Source organism: Flavobacterium sp. HJ-32-4, assembly GCF_022532105.1.
Taxonomy (GTDB): Bacteria; Bacteroidota; Bacteroidia; order Flavobacteriales; family Flavobacteriaceae; genus Flavobacterium.
The window spans coordinates 1142971-1165663 of the sequence record NZ_CP092832.1 but is presented as its reverse complement, the minus strand read 5'-3'; the positions used below and the strand labels follow the sequence as shown (position 1 = coordinate 1165663).

Genomic DNA, 22693 nt, shown 5'->3' with positions numbered 1-22693 from the left:
TTTAATGATTCGGCAAAAGTAAGGAAATCTCCCGGACGGCAAATAGCGCTACTTTTGCCAAAACATTCCGTACCGTGGACCAACGCCCTACAACCATCCTTGTCGCCCCTCTGAACTGGGGTTTGGGCCATGCCGCCCGCTGTATTCCGATCATCCGCGAATTGAAAGCCCTGGGTTTCCGTCCGATCCTCGCGTCCGACGGACAGGCACTTGAGCTTTTGAAAAAAGAATTCCCAGAGGAGACACTGCTCGAACTTCCCTCCTATCAAATCGAATACGCCAAGGAAGGACGGAATTTCAAGTGGAAACTATTGAAGAACAGTCCGCGCATGATCGAAGCCGTGCTCGACGAACACCGCATCGTCAAAGGATGGGTGAAAGAGTACGACCTTGACGGCATCATCTCCGATAACCGCCTGGGCGTGTTCAGTAAGAAAGTGCCGTCGGTCTTCATGACACACCAACTGAACGTGCTGTCGGGCAACACCTCCTGGATCACCACCCAACTGCACCGCGCCGTGGTGAAAAAGTTCACCGAATGCTGGATTCCCGATTTCGAAAAGAAGCCGAACCTTTCGGGCAAGCTGGGCCACCTGAAGAAAACCGGATTGAAACTCCGCTACCTCGGCCCCCTGAGCCGCCTTGAGAAACAGCCGCTGCAGCGGAAATACGATGTCATGGTCATTTTATCCGGACCCGAACCGCAACGGGGCATGCTGGAAGAGATCCTCCGCCACGAACTCACCGGTTACCCCAATCGCGTCCTCTTTGTAAGGGGCGTCGTCGAAGCCGAACAGGTCATATGGCAGGAAGGTTCCGTCACCTTTTATAATTATATGGGATCGGAGGAGTTGCAGCAGGCGTTCAACGAAAGTGGCATCGTGATCTGCCGGTCGGGCTACACCACACTGATGGACCTGGCGAAACTGGGCAAGAAGGCCTTCCTTATTCCGACACCCGGACAAACCGAGCAGGAATACCTGGCGCGCCGTATGAAGAAAGAGGGATTGCTGCCGTATGCCACGCAGGACAAATTCCGGATTTCGCAATTAGATGATGTGGTATTGTATTCGGGACTACCGAAAAAGAAAACCTCCGTCGACTGGAAAAAACTATTTTGCCTTTTCGAGGGTAAATGAGAATTCTGACCCTTTTCCGGGCGTACTTTCTACGAAGATAGCCTCGTCATGGGCTTCCACGATGTGCTTGACGATTGAGAGCCCGAGTCCGGAGCCACCTTCCTCACGGCCACCGCTTTTATCTACGCGGTAAAAACGTTCGAATAAGCGCGGAATGTGCTGTTTTTCGATGCCTTCGCCGTCGTCGGTCACCCGTACGATTATTTTTTCTTCGGTAAGGTCTTCGAATCCTACCTCGACCGATCCGTTCTGACGGCCGTACTTAATGGCGTTGACGACGAGGTTCATGACCACTTGCTGCACTTTTTCACGGTCGGCGGCCACCAGTATGGGGCGCACATATTTGTTGTCGAATGTGAGGATGATGTTCTTTTGCTCGGCCTTCATTTCGAGCAAATCGAAAACCGCCTGCACCACTTCAATGATGTTGAATTCGGAAATCGACAGACTGACGGTGCCGGTTTCGAGCTTGGTAATCATATCGAGATCCTGCACGATATAAATCAGCCGCTCGACCCCTTTCTCGGCCCGTTGCAGGTATTTCTTGCGGATGTTCTTGTCGTTCATCGCGCCGTCGAGTAACGTCAACAGGTAGCCCTGGACGGTAAAGAGCGGCGTTTTGAGTTCGTGGGAGACATTCCCGAGGAACTCGCGTCGGTATTCCTCGCGTTCCTTCAGGGTTTCGATCTCGATCTTTTTCTCGGTGGCGAACTTCTTCACCTCGCGGGTGAGCGTCGCCATATCAGTGGTGATCGGCTGCTTGCGGAGGGAACTGGCGTCGAGGAACGACACATCGTCGTAGATTTTCTTGACCCGGCGGTAAATAAAGACCTCTACCCGGTATTGGATCACGAAAAAGGAGAAAATAAAAAGCGGGATGCCAAGGGCCGCCAGAAAAGCGGATAAAGAAGGCCAGTCGGTAAAGAAAAAGAAGTATTCGACGATACCGGCCAACGACGTGGCGAAAACAGAAACGTATAAAGACGATTTTAGGGCAAACTTATATGACTTCTTGAAGTTCAGGCTCATCCAATCTCAAATTTGTAGCCCACGCCCTTGATGGTGCGAAAGTAATCGTCGCCGATTTTCTCGCGCAATTTCCGGATGTGGACGTCGATGGTGCGGCCACCTACGATGACCTCGTTCCCCCAGACCTTGTCGAGTATTTCCTCGCGCTTGAACACCTTGCCCGGTTTGGAGGCCAAAAGGTAGAAGAGTTCGAATTCCTTCCGCGGCAGGATGATCTCCCGTCCGTCTTTCACGATCTTATATTCTTCGCGGTTGATTTCAATCGTGCCGACATTCAGGTTCTCCGATTGTCCGTCGTCGTCTTTGAGACGGCGTAGCAACGCTTTCACCTTACTGACGAGCAATTTTGGTTTGATGGGCTTGGTGATGTAATCATCGGCGCCGGCGTCAAAACCTGCCACCTGCGAATAATCTTCGCTGCGGGCCGTGAGGAACGTGATGATCACATTTGCCATCTCGGGCATCTTGCGGATGGTCTCTACAGCTTCCATCCCGTCCATTTCCGGCATCATGACGTCCATGATGATCAGGTGCGGCAGTTCCTTACGGGCTTTGGCGACAGCTTCCTTACCATTTGACGCAGTCAGTATTTGGTAGCCTTCCTGGGCCAGGTTGTAGCCTACGATTTCAAGGATGTCAGCTTCATCGTCCACCAGCAGGATCCGAATGTCTTTTTTCTTCATGGGGAGGAAGTTTGGTTTGCAGGTGTAAATGTAAATATAAAACAAAATGGGAAAATCGCGCTTAACCGTTATTTAATGGCTTAACCTTTTGTTAACCGTCCGGATACTTAAGCGTAATCCGTCATTAACATGCACTTTATACTGCACCCGTTCCTTTGCACCGAAAATCAAAACTGACTAAAATGCGTGTTACACTATTTATCCTGATGCTGTTCGTAAGCATGGCGACTTTCGCCCAGAAAGGAACCGTAGCAGGAACGATCACTGACAAAGACCTTCAGAACGAGCCTCTTCCGTTCGCAAGCGTCTCCCTTAAAGGAACGACAATCGGCGTTTCTACCGGCAATGACGGGAAATATTCCCTAAGTGCCAAACCAGGCGATTATGTACTTGTACTGAGTTTCGTCGGATACGAATCAGTAGAAGTACCCGTTACCATCAAGGCCAACGAAACGGTCACCATTGACCGCGCACTCGGATCGGGCAGCGTTACCCTTCAGGACGTTCAGGTGCAGACGGCTGTCAACCGCCAAAAAGAATCGGCACTTTTGCTCGAACAGAAGAACGCGGTTGAAATCAAACAGAACATCGGTGCGCAGGAGCTATCGCGTAAAGGCGTGACCGACGTTGCTACGGCCGTGACCAAAACTACAGGTATTACCAAGCAGGAAGGCTCGGGCAACATCTATGTGCGTGGATTGGGCGACCGTTACAACTCGACGACCCTGAACGGCTTGCCGATTCCGTCGAACGATCCGGAAAAGAAGAACATTACCCTTGAGATCTTCCCGACGGAAATCGTAGAGTATGTTTCCATCGACAAAGTTTACAACAACAGAATATATGGTGACTTCGCCGGCGGTAACGTCGACATCGTATCGAAAGAACACCGCGGCGACGGCTACATCCGTGTGGATGCGGGTTCATCCATCAACTCGAATGCGGTTTCGAACAACGACTTCCGTTTGAGCGGACGCCCGAATTCGTTCGGCTTTTCCACCTTCGACGCACCATCGAATCCGCTGGGTGCTTACAATTACAACACCCTGGTACTTGAGGAGAAAAATCCGGTTGCGGGGTCGTTCGGTGTTTCCGGCGGCAACAGCTATTCGGTTGGTAAGGAAGGAAAATTGAGCTTCTTCGCAACAGGCGCCTTTGGCAATGACTATCTCGCCATCGAGAATGGTCTTTCATGGGCCGACATCAACGGTGCCGGTTTTGCCAGCAAGCGCTTCGACGACTATCGTTCGTATACCTACGCGACCAACACCACCGGTATGGCGAATGTGAGTTATAAGATATCGGCCGACCACAAGTTGAACTTCAACAGTCTTTTCATCAACAGTTCCAACCTCGAAACGGAAGAGTACCGTGGATACAGTGTAGACTGGGCGGAAGACGGAAAAGGCTTCGTGCGACGCAGTACCTATTCCAAAACAGCGCTTTGGATCAACCAGATACTGGGCAGCCACCGTATTACCGAGCGCATCAAAGGAAATTGGGCTGTGGGGTATAACATCGTACATGACGTCCAGCCTGACCGGATGACGAACAAGATGAAACTGCAGGATAACGGACTCGTCACGATCAACTCGATTTCAGCACCTGATAACAACCGCTATTTCCAGGACCTCGACGAAAAAGAACTGACAGCCCTTGCGTCACTTGACTATAAGTTCGGTGCAGGAGACGGAGGCGAATATGCCGGAAAACTCACAGCGGGCTACTCCGGACGTTTCAAAAACCGTCGTTTGGAAGCCACGCAGTTCAACTTCGACACCAATTCGGCATTCCTGTCACAACAGGTAGACCCTAACAATCTTGACCAGTTCTACAACGCCGCAAACCTGGCAGCGGGCTGGTTCCAGATTTCAACTTTCCGCGGTGACGCGTCTGCGCCAAACCCGTTGGTGCCGCAGTACTACGAAGGCAACATGACCATTCACGCCGGTTTTGTATCGGCCGAATACAAGTTCAACGAGAAGCTGACGGGCGTAGCCGGACTTCGCGCCGAGCAAATCACCCAGGACGTAGAATGGGCGACCATCCTTTCCGATGGCGACAATACCCTTGAAAAAACAGCGATCCTGCCAAGCGTGACGCTGAAGTATGCGTTGAACGACAAGCAAAACCTTCGTTTCGCCGCAAGCAAGACCTACACCCTGCCACAGTTTAAAGAGCGTGCGCCTTTCGCCTATGAAGAAATCACCCAGGTGAAAATCGGTAACAAAGACCTGTATGCATCTGACGACTATAACGTTGACCTGAAGTGGGAATACTTCCCGAAAGCCGACGAAGTATTCTCGGTAACGGCGTTCGGAAAACTGATCCAGAACCCGATCAATGACGTGATCATCGCTTCTTCCACCAACGATATGTCGTGGTTGAATACCGGTGACACCGGAACGGCGATTGGTGCCGAGGTGGAAGTTCGGAAAATCCTTTGGGGCGGACAGGAAGGCAGTGATATGAAGCTTACGGGCGGACTTAACCTGTCGTACCTGCATACCGACCAGGACCTCGACTCAGACAAAGTGCGTCGGGAAACCACCTTCGAAGCCGAGTTTACCAACAGCAAAAGTGCCTTTACCGGTGCCTCTGACTTCCTGGCAAACGCCGACATTTCCTTCCTGAAAGAATGGAACGAGAAAAACGGAAACTTCATGGCGACACTGGCGTTCAACTACTTCTCTGACCGGATTTACTCGCTGGGTATCAACCAACGCGGTAACCTGGTTGATAAAGCGGTCGGTACACTGGACCTGATCCTGAAGTCAAAAATCAACCGTCACTTCGGCGTTGGGCTGTCGGCCCGCAACCTGTTGGACCCGAAAATCGAACGTGTGCAGGAGAACCGTTCAGGCGATGTGTTGGCACAGACCTACAAAAAAGGCATCAATGTGGGACTCAGCGTCAACTATACCTTCTAATCTATACGATACTGATACCAAAGCGCCCCTTCGTGGGCGCTTTTTCATTTAAAGCACTGGTAACATTGGGTTAATGTTCCGATGTTGTTTCCTTAAACAAAACGTCACAGAGCGTTAACGTGTGAAACAAATTCCCGCAGCAACTTTGCAGCATCACTACAACGTAATCTATTTAAAAAAAATGAAAACAATTTTGAGAAACGTACTGGCCATCGCGGTTCTTTCCGCCGCCTTCACCAGTTGTTCATCTGACAGCGACAACGGGCCTTCTTCTTCTTTTGTGGTCGACCCATTAAACTTCAAAGGTACCATCACCGACGGCGAAGTAGAGCTTGATCCAGATGTCGAATACAACCTGACAGGCAAACTTCAGGTCGCTACAGGCGCTACCCTGACCATCCCTGCCGGAACCGTGATCAAAGCATCTGGCGGTACATCTGCTTACATCGCAGTTGAGCAAGGAGCAAAAATTTACATCAACGGTACGGCTGCCGATCCGGTTATCATGACCAGCGCGAACGCTACACCGGCTCCGGGTAACTGGGGTGGACTTGTAATCTGTGGAAAAGCACCTATCAACCGTACATCAGGTGGTGCCGGTACCGCTCAGGCAGAAGTATCTGACCTTACCTATGGCGGAACCGACGCAGCTGATTCATCAGGTTCGATCAAATACCTGGTTATCTCGTACTGCGGTGCTGCTTACACCAGCGAAAAAGAATTCAACGGTGTATCCTTCTTTGGCGTAGGATCAGGAACAGTGGTGGAAAACGTAGAAGTATACCACGGTGCTGACGACGGATTCGAGTTCTTCGGGGGAACAGTAAACACCCGAAACCTAATCGCTATCGGAAATGAGGACGACCAGTTTGACTGGACAGAAGGCTGGAATGGCACAAACCAAAACTGGTATGGTAAAATCGCGTTTGGCAAAGGCAACCGCGGCATCGAAGCTGACAACTATGAGTTCGGTTTCGCAAACACGCCGATCTCTATGCCTACGATCACGAACCTGACACTCATCGGACCTGGAAGCACGGCAGATGCTGCTGCGTTCCCTGAAAACGACGGTCTGAAACTGAGAAGAGGTACAAAAGGATCGATCTCAAACCTTTTCCTTGACGGTTGGAAAACCGGCTTCAATGTAGAGCACGATGAAACCATCGCGGCAGTTGGGGCAGGCACCCTGAAAGCGACAGCCGTTACCTTCGGCACTGATATCGCGACCAAGTCAAAAGGAAAAGACACAGCAGGTGCTACAGTTGACGTAGTGGCCGTATTTGCAGAAGGTGCTTCGCAAGGAGCAGGTGCCGGAGCTGGCAAGCCCGCATGGGCCAATGATTGGAGTACCGGATTTTAATCCAGTCTTGATTTTCATATTGGGAAAAGCCGTCTTGTCGACGGCTTTTCATTTTTATATAACCCCCTGGATTTAGCAATTAATTAGCATCGCACTGGCACGCTTATTGAAAGGAATTATATAACTTTGTAAAATCATATGTCCCATGATGCCGAAACTATACCTATATATCGCGCTCTTTTTCTGTCTTGCTTCCGCAGGCGCGCATGCGCAGGAGGTAAAGCAGCCGGGACCTGCTACCCAGGAACTGAACTTCTATCCGAACCCGGTCAGCAACGGTAAAATTTACATTACCTCCAAGACGTCCCTCGATAAAGAGATTTCCATCTACGACGTCTTAGGCAAAATGGTACTCAACAGGAAGATTTCTACCAAAGAGCTCAGCATCGAAGGTCTCTCTCCGGGGGTATACATCATCAAGATCAAAGAAGGTGACAGCACTGTAACCAAAAAGCTCATCGTCAAATAAGTAGCTTTTTCCGGTTGTTACAAATTAATAATTCTTTTACACGAGTTGTTCCAAATGGAACAACTTTGTTTTTTATCTTTGTACCCTGAAACGAATAACTAATTGAAAATGAAAAAAATTTACACTTTATCTTTAGTGTTGTTTGGAATGGTTTCTGGCTTCGCCCAGGTGTTTACGGACGACCTGAACTATGCTGACGGCGCACTGTTGACCGACAACGGTTGGACAGCGCACAATGCCGCGGGCACAAACGCCGTAACAGTTGGTGCTTCCAACGGACTTTCTTACGCAGGTTACTCAGGCGTAAGCGGTTTTACCGGTTCGGCCGAAGGAAATGCGGCGCTGGTTGACAACACAGGCGAAGATGTCAACAAGGTATTTGCTGCTCCTGTAACATCGGGAACACTTTATTACTCTTTCCTTGTGAACGTGACGGCTGCAACTGCCGGTGGTTACTTCACACACCTTGGATCCGGAACTTCTTCTTTCGCGGCGCGTGTGTTTGTGAAAAATTCCGCTAACGCCGGAAAAATCAATTTCGGTATTTCAAACACCTCTACAGCGACTTACGGAACTACAGACTTCGACCTCAACACAACCTATCTTATCGTTGTAAAATATGAAGTGGCTACAGCCGGTTCGGTAAGCATTTGGGTAATCCCTTCTGGCATTCCGGCCACGGAAGCAGCAGCAGGAGCGGCAGAAGCTACGGCTTCAGGCGGCGGCCTCGCTTCTATCGGTGCTGTTTATCTGCGTCAGTACGATGCTGCCCAAAACATTACTGTTGACGGTATCTACGTAGACACTGCCTGGTTTGGTGGTACACCTCCTCCGACATGCCCACTTTCACTGTCAACTGCAACCCGCGTATGCGACGCTGTTACAGCCGGAACTGACACCTACACGGTGACTATCCCGTTCACCAATGGAGGTACTGATAACTACACCATCAATGCCGACTCAGGCACTGTAGGTGGTGACGACCCAAGTGCTGCTGCAAGCGGAAACATCACGATCTCTGGCGTAACAGAAGGTACTGCTTTGGTCGTAACCGTTACAAGCAGTGTTTGTAACCTTACGGTAAACGTTACGTCGCCAACTTGTACGCCTGCACCGGCGGATGCTGCGCTGCCTTACGCGAACCAATTCGAATACCCGGAAGCTGCCGCTTTGGGCGGACAGACGAACTGGGCTAACGTAAATACCGGTGACGATGTAGTGGTCGCAGGTGGAAGCCTTTCATATGATAGCTTGCCAACTGCCGGAAACTCGGTAGTATTCGCTGGCGGTGGTATCGATACATTCCTTAGCCTACAGAATGTGGCTACCGGAACTGTATACTACTCGTTCCTTTTGAAGGTCAATACTATGGCGGGTGTAACCGACGCAAACGGCGGTTACTTTGCCGGTCTGGGCGCCAGCACTTCTAACTTTGGTGCTACCCTGTGGACAAAACGCGTAGACGACGCTTCTTTCAACTTCGGAACAGAGGTTCGTACGGCAAATGCTGCGAATACTACATGGACCGCTGACGCCTATGCAACAGGCGAAACCTATTTCGTTGTGGTGGGCTATACATTCGGTGACAACGCGTCTGACGACACCGTCAATCTTTGGATTAACCCTACAGTAGGTGGTGCACAACCAGCCGCTACCATTACAGATACACACACAGGTACCGACCTGACTGGAATTTCTAAATTCTTCTTCCGTCAGGACAGTGCTACTGAAACTCCAGACGTTCAAGTTGACTTGCTTCGCGTTGCGACTACATGGGAAGATGTTACCGGAACCAACCTCAGCGTTGGGAACAACAACATCGACGGCCTGAAAGTATACCCTAACCCGGTTACCAACGGACGCCTGTTCATCGATTCAGCTAGCAACGGCACCAAAACTGTCGCTATCTATGATGTATTGGGCAAACAAGTGTTGAACACGACTACGTCTTCAAACGAGATCAATGTAGCCGCTATCAAAGGTGGTGTTTACATCGTAAAAATCACAGAAGAAGGAAAAACTGCCACGCGCAAGCTGGTGATCAAGTAATTTCCTTTTCTTCCAGAATAGAAACCCCGGCCAACACCGGGGTTTTTTATTTTACCTTTGCAGGGATGGTTCCCACATCCGACATCTTCGCCATTTCTTCGCACAAAGAATTCGTCAAGGCCGCACTGAAAACCTTCCGGTTCCAGCATGCGCACAACGCCATATACCGAAATTTCTGCGACCTGCTGAACGTCGATCCGGGGGCGGTGAAAACGCTGGAAGCGATTCCCTTCCTGCCGATACAGTTCTTCAAAACCCATGAGGTACTTTCCTCAACTGAGCCCGTCCAAACCGTCTTTACCTCCAGCGGTACGACTGGTATGACCACGAGTCGGCATGTGGTGACCGACACCTCACTATACGAAGAAAGTTACCGTCGCGCCTTTTCTCGTTTCTACGGCCATATCGAAGATTACGCCATACTGGCCCTGCTCCCGTCCTACCTCGAACGCGAGGGTTCATCGCTGATTTATATGGTGGATGACCTCATCCGGCTGTCCGGAAATCCCGATAGCGGCTTCTACCTGCACAACTACGACGAGCTCATCCTGAAGCTTGAAACACTTGATGCCGCCGGCCAGAACGTCCTGCTTTTCGGTGTAACCTACGCGCTGCTCGACCTGATAGAACGCAAACGCTTCCAACTGAGAAACACCCTTATCATGGAAACCGGAGGCATGAAAGGAAAGCGAAAGGAAATGATTCGGGAAGAACTTCACCACATCCTCTGTGAAGGATTCGGCGTGTCGTCCATCCACTCCGAATACGGCATGACCGAACTGTTGTCGCAAGCCTACTCCCTGGGCGACGGCATTTTCGAATGCCCAAACTGGATGCACATCCTCGTCCGCGACCCGGAAGACGCCTTATCGTATGTAGGCGAAGGGCGCACCGGCGGACTCAACGTCATCGACCTCGCCAACATCAACTCGTGTTCGTTCATTGCCACGCAGGACCTGGGCAAGAAATTCGCCGATGGCACGTTTGAAGTATTGGGCCGCTTTGATCATTCCGACATCCGCGGCTGCAACCTGATGGTCGTATGAAAACACTTGCCGTTTTTCTGCTCTGCTTCGCGCTGGCCGGTTATGCCCAGCAAAAGGAAACGCTTCGTATCCAAATTGATTCCGTGAACGTCGACAACCGCAACGGCATCCGGAACTTCACGTTTTTTTACAGCATACAAAACCTAACCGATCAACCCGTTTCCTTCTACCTCATCCCCGGTCCCATCCAGCCCAATGCCTCCAGTTCCCTAAGCAACCGCCCGTTCTACAGGTTTTACCAGGAAGACCAACTGATTGATATCTGGGGCATCTTCGAACCCTGGAACCGCCCAAACCCGGAAGGCCCCATGCAAATTGTCGATACCACCGCCGTAGAAGACGTGGTATACTTCGACAACTTTATAGAAGAGCGACGAAAAACGCTTCGTGACAGCCGGCACACACTGGCCCCAAAAGCGTCGCTGAGATTCTTCGGCAACTTGCAGTGGGACGGCCAGCGCTATTTCCAACACGACGACCTTGAATATTACCTCGACGAGAACAAACCCCATTTCATCGAAATCGGCATCAACCTGCTACGCGAGGAACTGCGTGACAATTTCACTGAGGCAGACTTCGCGACGCTTCTGGCAGACCCCACGTTGATCCGTGGCTGGTATATGTCGAACCGCGTGCCGCTGGACTTCCGTCCATAAAAAAAACCCGGCGAACCGGGTCTCTTTTATTCTACAACTACAATAAAGTAATTCTTCTTCCCTCGTTGCAGCAGGATGAACTTCCCGTTGATCAGGTCGTTTTCTGTCACCGTATGTCCGTCCGCTACTTTCTCGCGGTTCACTGAAATGGAGTTCTCAGTTAACGCCCGGCGTGCCTCGCCATTCGATTTGACGAAGCCGGTTTTCTCGTTCATCAGCGTCACGATGTCGAGTCCGCCCACTAAATCCGCTTTGGCCAACTTCGCCTGTGGCACCCCGTCGAACACCTCCAGAAAGGTTACTTCGTCCAGTTGCTTCAGGTCATCCGCTGTCGCGTTTCCGAACAGGATGTTCGACGCCTGCTTCGCCTTTTCCAGCGCGTCGGCTGAGTGCACGAAAATCGTCACCTCTTCCGCCAGTCGCTTTTGCAGCACGCGAAGGTGCGGCGCTTCTTTGTGTTCCGCTGCCAGTGCGTCAATGGTCGCCCGGTCAAGGAAGGTGAAAATCCGGATGTATTTCTCTGCATCCTCATCCGAGACATTCAGCCAGAACTGGTAGAACTTATAGACCGATGTTTTATCCGCATCCAACCACACATTGCCGCCTTCCGATTTCCCGAACTTCGAACCATCCGCCTTCGTGATCAGCGGCGTCGTCAGCGCAAAGGCCTTCGCCTCATGGCTGTTCATCCGGCGCACCAGTTCGGTTCCGGTGGTGATATTGCCCCATTGGTCAGAGCCGCCCATCTGCAACACACAATTATAGTGCTTGTGCAGGTGGTAAAAATCATACCCCTGGATCAGTTGGTAGGTGAACTCCGTAAACGACATCCCTTCGCCTTCGCCCGAAATCCGTTTTTTCACCGAATCCTTCGCCATCATATAATTGACCGTGATGCGTTTGCCCACGTCACGCGCGAACGCGATGAACGAAAAGTCCTTCATCCAGTCGTAGTTGTTCACCATCAGCGGCGCCTGCGGACCCGTCTCATTGAAATCCAGAAACCGCGACAACACCCGTTTGATGCCTGCTACGTTCTTCTCGAGTTGCACCTCGTCCAACAGGTTACGCTCATCCGATTTACCCGATGGATCACCGATCATACCCGTGGCCCCACCCACCAACGCAATCGGCCGGTGGCCAAAACGTTTCAGGTGCACGAGCAACATAATCTGCACCATACTGCCAATATGCAGCGAATCAGCCGTCGGGTCAAACCCGATATACGCCGTCACCGGTCCTTTCAACAGTTCTTCCTCCGTTCCCGGCATGCTGTCGTGGTACAGTCCACGCCACTTCAGTTCTTCAACCAAATTCTCCATAGTGCAAAATTTGCGCAAATATAGGTGGAAACTGTGAATTTAGGAGGAGCAAGTATCAAGGAGCAAGGGACCGTCTACAACCTGCAAGGTTTCCGCAACCTTGTAGGTTTAAATGTAGGAGCAAGGAGCGAGTATCAAGGAGTAAGCAGTGGGCAGTCGCAGTGGGCAGTTCGCCCTTCTCCTTTACAAACTGCTTACAGATGAGGTCATCGTCTTTCCGAGCGCAGCGAGGAATCCCGTCCAACAGGCAGTTGCAATTTACACCAGATTTTTGGGCGTGCCGGCGCCGTTCCAGTCGCAGTCACAGTCGCAGTCGGCAGTGCTTCAATCCGTCTACAACCTGCAAGGTTTCCACAACCTTGTAGGTTTAAATGTAGGAGCAAGGAGCGAGTTTAGGACAAATCTTTGGGCGTGCCGGCGCACTGAGACTGCGACTGCCCACTGCCTACTTTTTTTATGGCGTGCCGGCGCTCTTCAGTAGGCAGTTGGCAGTGGCAGTTGGCAGTACATCCCTTTGTTCAACCAACCGCAGGGCGCCGTCGGGCTGTCTGCTATAGCCCCTTGTCCTCAGGCGGTTTTGCACCGTCGCCGGGCGCTTCCTCCGGTCGCCCCCCTCTGCCGGCAAAACCAGCCTTCGTCTGTCGGCGCTGCCGCGTCCATCCCTCACGCAGCACGGGTCCGCCTCACTTATCCACAAACGGTGGAAAAATCGCGTGCCGAACCACCGCCGGAATTGCCTAATTTTGACAGTTCCCGATTGCCGGGAAACAACTTCCGGCAAACGACCCTTTTCCACACATGTACCTGATTTTCGATACCGAGACCACCGGCCTTCCAAAGCGCTGGGACGCACCGCTGACCGACACCGACAACTGGCCGCGCTGTGTCCAGATCGCGTGGCAATTACACGACGATATGGGCCGTCTCATCGAACATCAGGATTACCTCATCCGCCCCGACGGCTACAACATTCCGTACGACGCCGAACGGGTGCACGGCATTTCAACCGAACTGGCCGCGGCACAGGGCGTACCACTGCCAGACGTACTTGTCCGTTTCAATGAAACCCTGGCAAAAGCCAAATTCATCGTCGGCCAGAACGTCGGATTCGACGTCAACATCATGGGATGCGAGTTCCACCGCTATGGCGTCGCGTCGCAATTGGGCAAAATGCCCGTACTCGACACCTGTACGGAAACCACGGCTGAACTCCTGAAACTACCCGGCGGTCGCGGTGGCAAATTCAAACTGCCCACCCTGACCGAACTCCACGAATACCTCTTCCAGGTGCCGTTTGCCGAAGCGCACAATGCCACTGCCGACGTTGAGGCCACCACGCGCTGTTTCCTCGAACTCGTCCGCCGCGAAATCTTCACCAAAGAAGAACTCGATGTCCCGGCCTCATATTTCCAGGAGTTCCAGCGCGAGAACCTGGGCGAGATCCCGCTGATCGGACTGAAACACATCAACCTGAAGGCGGCATCCGAGGCCATCCGGGCGCAGTTCCGCCCCATCGACACGCCAAAAGCACCTGAAACCGATGTGTCGTTGGTTGGTGTCGATTTCGTCCACCTGCACAACCATACCCAGTTTTCGGTACTGCAATCGACCATTAGTGTCGCAGCCCTCGTTAAGGCGACCATTGCGCAGAAAATGCCTGCCGTAGCACTGACCGACCAGGCCAACCTGATGGGCGCGTTCCATTTCGTTCGCGACATCCAGAACCATAACAAAGCGGCGGAAGCCAAAAACAAGGCCGCCGTTGAAGCCGGCGAAACACCGTCGGACGTCATCGTGAAACCGATCGTTGGGTGCGAGTTTTACGTCTGTGAAGACCGTCTCGACCGCACGCGGAAAGACAACGGCTACCAGGTAGTGTTCCTGGCCAAAAACAAAAACGGCTACCACAATCTGGCGAAGATGTCGTCGATTGCCTACACCGAAGGCTTTTACTATGTGCCGCGGATCGACCGTAGGGTCATCGAACAATACAAAGACGACCTCATCGTGTTGTCGGGTAGCCTTTCCGGTGAAATCCCGAATAAAATCCTCAATGTTGGTATCAACCAGGCCGAAGAAGCCCTGTTGTGGTGGAAAACCCAGTTCGGGGCCGACTTCTATATCGAACTGATGCGGCACGGACAGGAAGACGAAGACCGGGTAAACACCGAACTGATCGGCCTCGCCCGCAAGCACCAGGTAAAACTGGTCGCCGCCAACAACACCTTCTATATCGATAAAAAAGACGCCGCGGCTCACGACATCCTGCTGTGCGTGCGCGACGGCGAAAAACTCAATACGCCGGTCGGACGGGGCCGCGGCTACCGCTACGGACTCCCGAACCAGGAGTATTATTTCAAGTCGGGCGACGAAATGAAGGCGCTGTTCCGCGACCTTCCCGAAGCCATTATCAACCTACAGGAAATCGTCGACCAGGTAGAAATATACACGCTGGCGCGCGAGGTACTTCTCCCCAAATTCGAAATCCCTGAAGCGTTCATCGTGCCCGAAGATGCGGCAGATGGCGGCAAACGCGGAGAAAACGCCTACCTGCGGCACCTCACCTACAAAGGCGCCGAACGACGCTATGGCGAGCTGAACGACGAAACCCGCGAGCGCATCGATTTCGAGTTGATGACGATTGAGAATTCCGGGTATCCGGGCTACTTCCTCATCGTCCAGGATTTCATTGCCGAAGCGCGCAAAATGGGCGTGTCCGTCGGTCCCGGCCGTGGATCGGCCGCCGGTTCGGTGGTCGCGTACTGCTTGGGCATCACCAACATCGACCCGTTGCAATACAACCTCCTCTTTGAGAGGTTCCTTAACCCAGACCGGGTGTCGCTTCCCGATATCGACATCGACTTTGACGACGAGGGGCGGGCGTCGGTTATGGACTATGTTATCCGCAAATACGGCGCGAAACAGGTGGCGCAGATCATTACCTACGGCACCATGGCCGCGAAGTCCGCCGTTCGTGATACCGCGCGCGTGCTCGACCTACCGCTGTTTGAAGCCGACCGTATCGCCAAGCTCATCCCAAACAACCTGAGCCTTGCCAAGACCTTCAGCCTCGACGATGCCGCCTTAAAGGCTGCACTTCGCCCGGAAGATTTTGACCGGGCCAAAGAACTGCAGGCGTTGGCAGCCGGCGGTGATTTGGGCGCCCAAACCATCCAGCAGGCACAGATGCTCGAAGGCAACCTGCGAAACACCGGCATCCACGCCTGCGGGGTCATCATCACGCCGGATGATATCACCAAGTTCGTACCTGTCGCGACAGCGAAAGACTCCGACCTTTTCGTCACCCAATTTGACAACTCCGTCGTAGAAAGCGCGGGCCTGCTGAAAATGGACTTCCTCGGGCTCAAGACGCTGACCCTGATCAAAGACACCGTCAAGCTCATCAAATACCGCACGGGCGTCGAACTCGATCCCGATGCTTTCCCGATCGACGACGAAAAGACCTACCAGCTCTTCCAGCGCGGCGAAACCGTCGGTATCTTCCAATACGAATCGCCCGGTATGCAGAAATACATGAAGGAGCTGAAACCGACAGTGTTTGGCGACCTCATCGCGATGAACGCACTCTACCGTCCGGGGCCGATTGCATACATCCCGAGCTTCATACGGCGGAAAAACGGAGAGGAAGAAATCGTGTATGACCTTCCTGCCTGCGAAGAACTCCTGAAAGACACCTACGGCATCACCGTTTACCAGGAACAGGTGATGTTGCTGTCGCAGAAACTGGCGAATTTCTCTAAAGGCGACGCCGACGTGCTCCGGAAAGCGATGGGTAAAAAGCAGCGCGACGTACTCGACAAAATGAAGCCTAAGTTCGTCAGCCAGGCCATGGAAAACGGGCATCCGCAAGACGTACTCGAAAAAATCTGGAAAGACTGGGAAGCGTTCGCCGAATATGCCTTCAACAAATCGCACTCGACCTGTTATGCGTGGGTCGCGTACCAAACCGCCTACCTGAAAGCCAATTATCCGGCGGAATACATGGCGGCGGTGCTGTCGAACAACATGAGCGACATCAAGCAGATTTCGTTCTTTATGGAAGAATGTAAACGCATGGGATTGGCCGTATTGGGTCCGTGCGTGAACGAATCGTTCTATAAGTTTACGGTAAACGAATCGTATGCTATCCGCTTCGGCATGGGTGCCATCAAGGGTGTGGGTTCCGGGGCCGTGGCGACGATCGTCGAAAACCGCAAAAAGGGAAAATACCGCTCCATCTTCGACCTGGCCAAGCGCATCGACCTGCGGGCGGCCAATAAAAAAGCGTTTGAGAACCTGGCGCTGGCGGGTGGCCTGGATACATTCTCTGACACCCATCGCGCGCAATACTTCCACCAGGACTCCGATAACAGTACGTTCCTTGAAAAAGCCATGCGTTATGGGTCGAAATTCCAGGAAAACGAGAATTCCTCGCAGGTAAGCCTCTTTGGTGAGGCCAGTGACGTGCAGATTCCGGAGCCCCTGGTGCCACCTTGCGAAGAATGGAGCACGATGGAGAAACTCGCCCGGGAAAAGGAAGTGGTGGGTATCTACATCTCCGGACATCCGCTCGACGATTTCCGTTTCGAGATGAAGTACTTCTGCTCGGTACGACTGGAGGCGTTGAAAAACCTCGAAAACTACGTCGGCAAAAACCTCACCTTCGCCGGCATCGTGACGAACGTACAATACCGCACCGCCAAGAACGGCAAGGATTGGGGTATGTTTACGCTGGAAGGTTTCGATGAAAGCCACGAATTCCGGATGTTCGACGAAGAGTTCCTGAAGTTCCGTCATTACCTCGCCGGGAACCAGTTCCTGTATTTCAAGGTCAACGTAAAAGAAGGATGGGTGAACCGTGAAACCGGCAAGAAATCGGAGCCCAGGTTGCAGTTTCTTGAGGTCAAGATGCTGCAGGACGTGTTGGCCACCCAAGCCAAAAAACTCACGCTAAACCTCAACATTGAAGACATCCGCAACGACTTCATTCACGAACTCAGCCACATCTTCCAGGCGAACAAAGGGGATAAAACGGTAGCCTTTGAAGTACTGGAATTAGAAAAAGTAAAACGACCCGTCGCGGTGGCGGTCGCCGTCACTCCGGATAACGAAGCCATCGAAGCCACGGCAGACGGGGAAGGCGACATCAACGACATCGAGGTGAACGAAGTGGAAGAAGTGCGTGTGCTTACCCACTTAACCATGCCCAGCCGGAAGCTTAAAGTCGCGATTTCAGCCGAGTTGCTGAAGGAATTAGAGCGGCTGGATGTGCGTTTCAAACTGAACTGATGGTACCAATCGAGGCGTACAATATCCGCATAGTCAAAACCGATAGGGTTAACAGCAATTTTAGGAATTGTGTCGTAACTTTGTACCATAATTCTTAAGACACATACAAATGGCACTTGAAATAACAGACGATAACTTCACAGAAGTAGTCTTACAATCTGACAAGCCGGTAATGGTTGATTTTTGGGCCGCATGGTGTGGACCTTGCCGTATGGTAGGGCCGATCATCGAAGAACTAAGCCACGAATTCGCCGGTAAAGCAGTAGTAGGTAAAGTCGATGTCGACAACAACCAAAACTTTGCCGCACAATATGGTATCCGCAACATTCCAACCGTTTTGGTTTTCAAAAATGGGGAAGTGGTAGGACGCCAGGTAGGTGTAGCGCCTAAAGCGACCTACACTGAAGCCCTTAACCAGGCCTTAAACGCGTAAGATTCAAATTGCACATAGGTGGAAGAGCCCGGCCCTGAGCCGGGTTTTTCTTTTATCTTTACGTCCATGAAGATCGAATCACAAGTAGAGAAGATATCGAGTTTCAAGCACCTCGAATTGCTGGCTGGGCAAATCGTCGAAGGGTTTATATCCGGTATGCACAAGAGTCCGTTTCACGGTTTCTCCGCCGAGTTTGCCGAGCACAAGATTTACAACCGCGGCGAAACGACCAAGCATATCGATTGGAAACTCTTTGCCAAGACCGACCGTTTGTATACCAAACGTTACGAAGAAGAAACCAACCTGCGGTGCCACTTAATCATCGACAATTCGTCGTCGATGCATTATCCCAAGCTCGATTCAGGACAAGCCTTCTATGAAAGCAAGGTCGGTTTTTCCGTACTGGCTTCTGCCGTGTTGATGAACCTGTTGAAGAAACAGCGCGATGCGGTGGGACTTAGCATCTATTCCGACACCTACGAATACTACGCGCCGGAAAAAGGCAGCGAGCGGCACCACCGGATGGTACTTGACAAACTCGAGCAATTGCTGGCTTCGCCGCGCGAACCGAAAAAAACCGACACCGTTCGTTTTCTGCACCAAATTGCGGAAAAAATGCATCGTCGGTCGATGATTATCCTGTTTACCGACATGTTCCAGGCATCGGGCAACGAAGCCCTTTTCAATGCCCTGCAGCACCTTCGACACGATAAGCACAAAGTGGTCGTTTTCCATGTTGTAGATGAAAAAACCGAGCTAAAATTCCAATACGACAACGCGCCGCGTAAGTTCATCGACGTCGAAACCGGCGACGAAGTCCGCATTTTCGCCGACAACATCAGGGAACGCTATGAGGAAGGTGTGCGGAAGTACTTCGAAGAGCTCTCGGCAACCTGCATCCAAAACCGAATTCGGTATGTACCGGTAAATGTGGGGTCTGATTTTGAAAAAATCCTCACGACTTATTTGGTTGAAAAGCAAAGTTTTGGCGGTTGACGTAAATTTTTTTTGAAAAAAGGGCTTGCAAATATGAAAAACGGTTCTATATTTGCACTCGCTATTCAGCACTGGTTTGGTAGTTCAGTTGGTTAGAATGCCGCCCTGTCACGGCGGAGGTCGCGGGTTCGAGTCCCGTCCAGACCGCTAAAAGCAAAGAAGCCTTTCGTAATTGAAAGGCTTTTTTGCCCAAAGCATCAAAAGTAGTTGTGTTGTTTAGTCTCGCTGAGAGGCGAGGCTGGTTTAGTAGTTAGACCGATGAAAAGCTTTCCATTAAATTGGAGGGCTTTTTTGATTTTTAGGCCGTTCCTGAAAAGGACGCGGTAAAGCGGAGACCGCGACTAGGTTGCGCTTATCCGTAATTTTAGTACCTTTCGCCCTCATCACGCAGTATGAAAAAGGCCCTTATCTTATTGCTTCTTTTGGTTTTGTCTCCGCGGGCGCTGGCCCAGGTCACCCCTACGTCGGACGAAGACCTCGAACTACGCCTTGCCCTGAAGAAAAAATGCCGCAGCGAGGCCGTCAACTACAGCCACAAGGAGTTCGACGCGTTGTTTCTCGAGTTCTTCCAGAAAACAGGTCCGACGAACCCAACGGTCCTGACCAAAGAAGAATACTATGGCTATACCGTCCGGATTGCCTGGTATTCCGAGCGTATGGGCATGCTCTACCCCAAAGAAAAGGAAGCCGCGAAAAAAAGCAGTGCCGAATGGTTCAATAAGCGTTACTCCGACTACGTAGCTTCAAAAAACCAAAAGCCGTGAAGAAACTCCTTTTGTTCGGTTTGCTGTTGCTGGTGGCCTGCAAGGACATCGGCGGACGCGTGCCGTCAAAGGAGGAATTACTCAAAAAAGAAATGCAGTCGATCGATTGGAAATCAGTCGACGAATACCCATCCGTAGCCGCCTGCGATTCCCTTCCCGACAAAGAACAGCGGCGCACCTGCTTTTTCGATTTCATACGGCAAACCATACAGGAGCGTCTCAATGCCGACACGCTTCCGGCCGATTATCCTGCGCCCGACACCTTACGTGTTACTGTTACCATCTTCCCCGATGCCCACGTAGGCTTCGCCTGTGCAGATGCGCAGTGGGTCGCGTGTGACAGCCTCATCCACGCCCGATTGTCCGATTTCCCAAGCGTAAATCCTGCCTTGAAACGCGGACTTCCGGTGAAGACTGAGTTCGTCCTTCCCGTCGTACTTAAAGCCGATTAGCGACGGAACCGCCGTCCTTTCCAGGTGTAGCCGCCCCACATTGAGCGGATGGCCACGAAACTAGACAGAAAAGGATATACCAGCGACCCCGAGAAAAAGTGATAGGCATACACCCTGAAAAAACGGCGTGTTCTCGTTAGTAAGGCGTAATCCACCATACATTTAGAAGCGAAAAACCAGGCGGCTGTTTGAAGGTCAGCAGGCACGGATAACGACGATCTGGATACAAAAAACAGCAAGGCAATGGCAGGGAAGAGATTCCCGAAAAACACCACCGCCGCCACGATCCTTGCAAACGTGTTTCGATAGCCCGGCGACTTTCGGGCCCACCGTACGCGTTGTTGGAGGTAAGTAGCGAAATCCGGAGCCAGCCCCGTCCAGACGATGGCTTCCTTCGCTTTGAGGAAAGCGGTCTTTTTTCGGGCGCGTACCGCCTTGTGCAGCAGGAAAACGTCGTCACCGCTGGCGATGGCATCGTTCCCCCGATAACCATACGATTCCTGGAAAAATTGCTTCGTGTAGGCCATATTTGCCCCGTTGCAAAGAAACGGTTTCCCGATTCCGAACCCTCCGATGGTCGCGCCCTGCAACGCCATGTGTTCCATTACCTGTAACGCCGGCCAGTACTCAGATTGGCTTGTAACGCCAACGGGAGCCGCGATAAAGTCGGGCTGTTTTTCTTGTATAAAGGCATCGTAGGTGCGCAGCCAGTTCGCGCCCATCGTGCAGTCGGCGTCAGTAGTAATGATCCAATCCATGCCAGTCGCCTCAATGGCCGTCACGATGGCGTCCTTCTTGGGTGATGCGGTAAGCCGTCGATTGGGAAGGATCGACACCGGAAACGGAAGCGATGCCGATCGGATCAGGGCCACCGAAGCATCATCCGACGAATCGTCTACGAAGAGGCATTCGAGTAAATCCGATGGGTAGTCTAATTCTGCAAGGGAGACTAGTAAATTCGGAAGTTCATGCGCTTCATTCCGGAAAGGGACGACAAGACAAAAACGCGTCATTGGGGATGGACGGGATGCGCGGAATTCCGGCACTTTCTCAAAACCATACGAGAAGGCCCCTATCAGCGCCACATACGCTACACCTATCAGGATGAGGATAACGGTGCTCATTTTGCAATGCGTAATCGAATAACGAAATAGCTTCCCATAACCACCGGAATCACCACATTCAGCAACCAAATCGACGTAGCGGCGAACAAAACCGGAATGCCATCAACACCAATCTGTTCAAAGAAATAGACCGACAGGCTGCCCTTGACGGCAAAATCCAACAACTGGAAGGTAGGCAGGCAAGAAGCCAGCAGGTAGACTCCGGCGATCACCGCGAGGGTGGGAAGGTACTCGGCATTTGCGCCAAACAGCAGCAATAACAGGTACTGCTGGTGCGAAAACGACAGATAGCGTCCGATAGCCAACAGCACATTCCGCCGGTGGATATCGCGCGGAATCCGATTGATTTTATGCAATAGTCGTTCGATCGACCATCCCTTGACCGTAAGCTTCCGTGTGAGCAGTAAAGCAAATGCCACCGCGAGGGTTATACCCGCCGTTATGACCACCACCCGGGCGCTCAACACAGGTGACAGCGTATTAAAATACAACAACCCAAACACACCGAACACCACCGACAATACCATCTGTATACCATTACACAGCAGGTTCAGGAAGACGATTTTTTTTCGGGATTCCGCCGGAAAGAAGAAAGCCTTACCCGCGTATTCGCCTATGCCCGCCGGCGTGACGATGCCGAAGGCCATGCCGGCCAGCACCTGTCGGGTGGCCGCACCGATGCCGATTGCGTCGATGACGCGAACGAGATTCTGCCACTTTAGCACTTCGAGGAAGCGGTTGGTGAACGCTAAAAAGAGGACGGCTATAACAAGTTTCAGATCGAAATGATCACCAAGTGTGGCGAAGAACGCACGCCAGTCATGTTGGGCCGGGTCGGAGAGCTCCGCATACAGCGAATAAACAGCGGCGATCGCCACTAAAAGTTTGGCGAACCCAATGAGTAATTGCTTAGTTTTGTTGGTAGCGGATCTCACGCCGCAAAGTAACGACT

The 22693-nt window shown here is 52.0% G+C and carries 17 protein-coding genes and 1 tRNA gene; 13 read left to right on the top strand and 5 right to left on the bottom strand.

What is annotated here, in order from left to right:
• The first annotated feature begins 74 nt into the window (after positions 1-74).
• On the top strand, positions 75-1139 hold the full coding sequence (locus tag MKO97_RS04665) for a glycosyltransferase (protein ID WP_241104907.1): 1065 nt from the start codon (positions 75-77) through the stop codon (positions 1137-1139).
• On the opposite strand, the gene MKO97_RS04660 is transcribed toward MKO97_RS04665, so the two are convergent.
• Positions 1113-2168, bottom strand: coding sequence for a cell wall metabolism sensor histidine kinase WalK (locus tag MKO97_RS04660; RefSeq protein ID WP_241104906.1), 1056 nt, complete (start codon positions 2166-2168; stop codon positions 1113-1115). The genes MKO97_RS04665 and MKO97_RS04660 overlap by 27 nt on opposite strands.
• Positions 2165-2851 (bottom strand): response regulator transcription factor, encoded by a 687-nt coding sequence (locus tag MKO97_RS04655; protein WP_241104905.1) that lies wholly within the window; start codon positions 2849-2851, stop codon positions 2165-2167. The genes MKO97_RS04660 and MKO97_RS04655 overlap by 4 nt, the downstream gene beginning before the upstream one ends.
• Before the next feature lie 182 nt (positions 2852-3033).
• Between MKO97_RS04655 and MKO97_RS04650 the strand changes: the two genes are divergently transcribed.
• From MKO97_RS04650 to MKO97_RS04625, 6 genes are all read left to right on the top strand, one after another.
• Positions 3034-5781: a TonB-dependent receptor gene (locus MKO97_RS04650; RefSeq protein WP_241104904.1), complete on the top strand. Its 2748-nt coding sequence runs from the start codon at positions 3034-3036 to the stop codon at positions 5779-5781.
• A gap of 181 nt (positions 5782-5962) precedes the next feature.
• Positions 5963-7141, top strand: coding sequence for a hypothetical protein (locus MKO97_RS04645; RefSeq protein ID WP_241104903.1), 1179 nt, complete (start codon positions 5963-5965; stop codon positions 7139-7141).
• 145 nt (positions 7142-7286) lie between these two features.
• Positions 7287-7610 carry a T9SS type A sorting domain-containing protein gene (locus MKO97_RS04640; RefSeq protein WP_319800010.1) on the top strand — a complete coding sequence of 108 codons (324 nt, stop codon included), beginning with the start codon at positions 7287-7289 and terminating at the stop codon, positions 7608-7610.
• Between the two features lie 108 nt (positions 7611-7718).
• Positions 7719-9659, top strand: a complete 1941-nt coding sequence (locus MKO97_RS04635) for a T9SS type A sorting domain-containing protein (protein WP_241104902.1) — start codon at positions 7719-7721, stop codon at positions 9657-9659.
• Between the two features lie 65 nt (positions 9660-9724).
• The gene (locus MKO97_RS04630; protein WP_241104901.1) at positions 9725-10705 is read left to right on the top strand and encodes an acyl transferase; all 981 of its coding nucleotides are present in this window, start codon (positions 9725-9727) and stop codon (positions 10703-10705) included.
• Complete coding sequence (locus MKO97_RS04625) at positions 10702-11361, top strand: hypothetical protein (RefSeq protein WP_241104900.1); 660 nt, start codon at positions 10702-10704, stop codon at positions 11359-11361. Before MKO97_RS04630 ends, MKO97_RS04625 begins: the two co-directional genes overlap by 4 nt.
• A 26-nt stretch (positions 11362-11387) precedes the next feature.
• Here the strand turns inward: MKO97_RS04625 and tyrS are convergent, their stop codons facing one another.
• Positions 11388-12683, bottom strand: a complete 1296-nt coding sequence (tyrS, locus tag MKO97_RS04620) for a tyrosine--tRNA ligase (RefSeq protein ID WP_241104899.1) — start codon at positions 12681-12683, stop codon at positions 11388-11390.
• 798 nt (positions 12684-13481) lie between these two features.
• Here tyrS and dnaE point away from each other — a divergent pair.
• The 6 genes from dnaE to MKO97_RS04590 all read left to right on the top strand — a co-directional run bounded on the left by dnaE (position 13482) and on the right by MKO97_RS04590 (position 20617).
• Positions 13482-17972: a DNA polymerase III subunit alpha gene (gene dnaE, locus MKO97_RS04615; protein WP_241104898.1), complete on the top strand. Its 4491-nt coding sequence runs from the start codon at positions 13482-13484 to the stop codon at positions 17970-17972.
• 109 nt (positions 17973-18081) lie between these two features.
• Positions 18082-18405 (top strand): thioredoxin, encoded by a 324-nt coding sequence (gene trxA, locus MKO97_RS04610; RefSeq protein WP_241104897.1) that lies wholly within the window; start codon positions 18082-18084, stop codon positions 18403-18405.
• A gap of 66 nt (positions 18406-18471) precedes the next feature.
• The gene (locus tag MKO97_RS04605) at positions 18472-19401 is read left to right on the top strand and encodes a DUF58 domain-containing protein (protein WP_241104896.1); all 930 of its coding nucleotides are present in this window, start codon (positions 18472-18474) and stop codon (positions 19399-19401) included.
• A gap of 73 nt (positions 19402-19474) precedes the next feature.
• Positions 19475-19548: transfer RNA gene (locus tag MKO97_RS04600), tRNA-Asp, on the top strand.
• Positions 19549-19793: 245 nt separating this feature from the next.
• Entirely contained in the window at positions 19794-20165 is a 372-nt protein-coding gene (locus MKO97_RS04595) for a hypothetical protein (protein WP_241104895.1), read from the top strand.
• Entirely contained in the window at positions 20162-20617 is a 456-nt protein-coding gene (locus MKO97_RS04590) for a hypothetical protein (RefSeq protein WP_241104894.1), read from the top strand. The genes MKO97_RS04595 and MKO97_RS04590 overlap by 4 nt, the downstream gene beginning before the upstream one ends.
• Here the strand turns inward: MKO97_RS04590 and MKO97_RS04585 are convergent.
• Complete coding sequence (locus MKO97_RS04585; protein WP_241104893.1) at positions 20614-21741, bottom strand: glycosyltransferase; 1128 nt, start codon at positions 21739-21741, stop codon at positions 20614-20616. The genes MKO97_RS04590 and MKO97_RS04585 overlap by 4 nt on opposite strands.
• A complete protein-coding gene (locus tag MKO97_RS04580; protein WP_241104892.1) occupies positions 21738-22676 on the bottom strand; it encodes a lysylphosphatidylglycerol synthase domain-containing protein in 939 nt (312 codons plus the stop codon). Before MKO97_RS04580 ends, MKO97_RS04585 begins: the two co-directional genes overlap by 4 nt.
• Between the last annotated feature and the right edge of the window lie 17 nt (positions 22677-22693).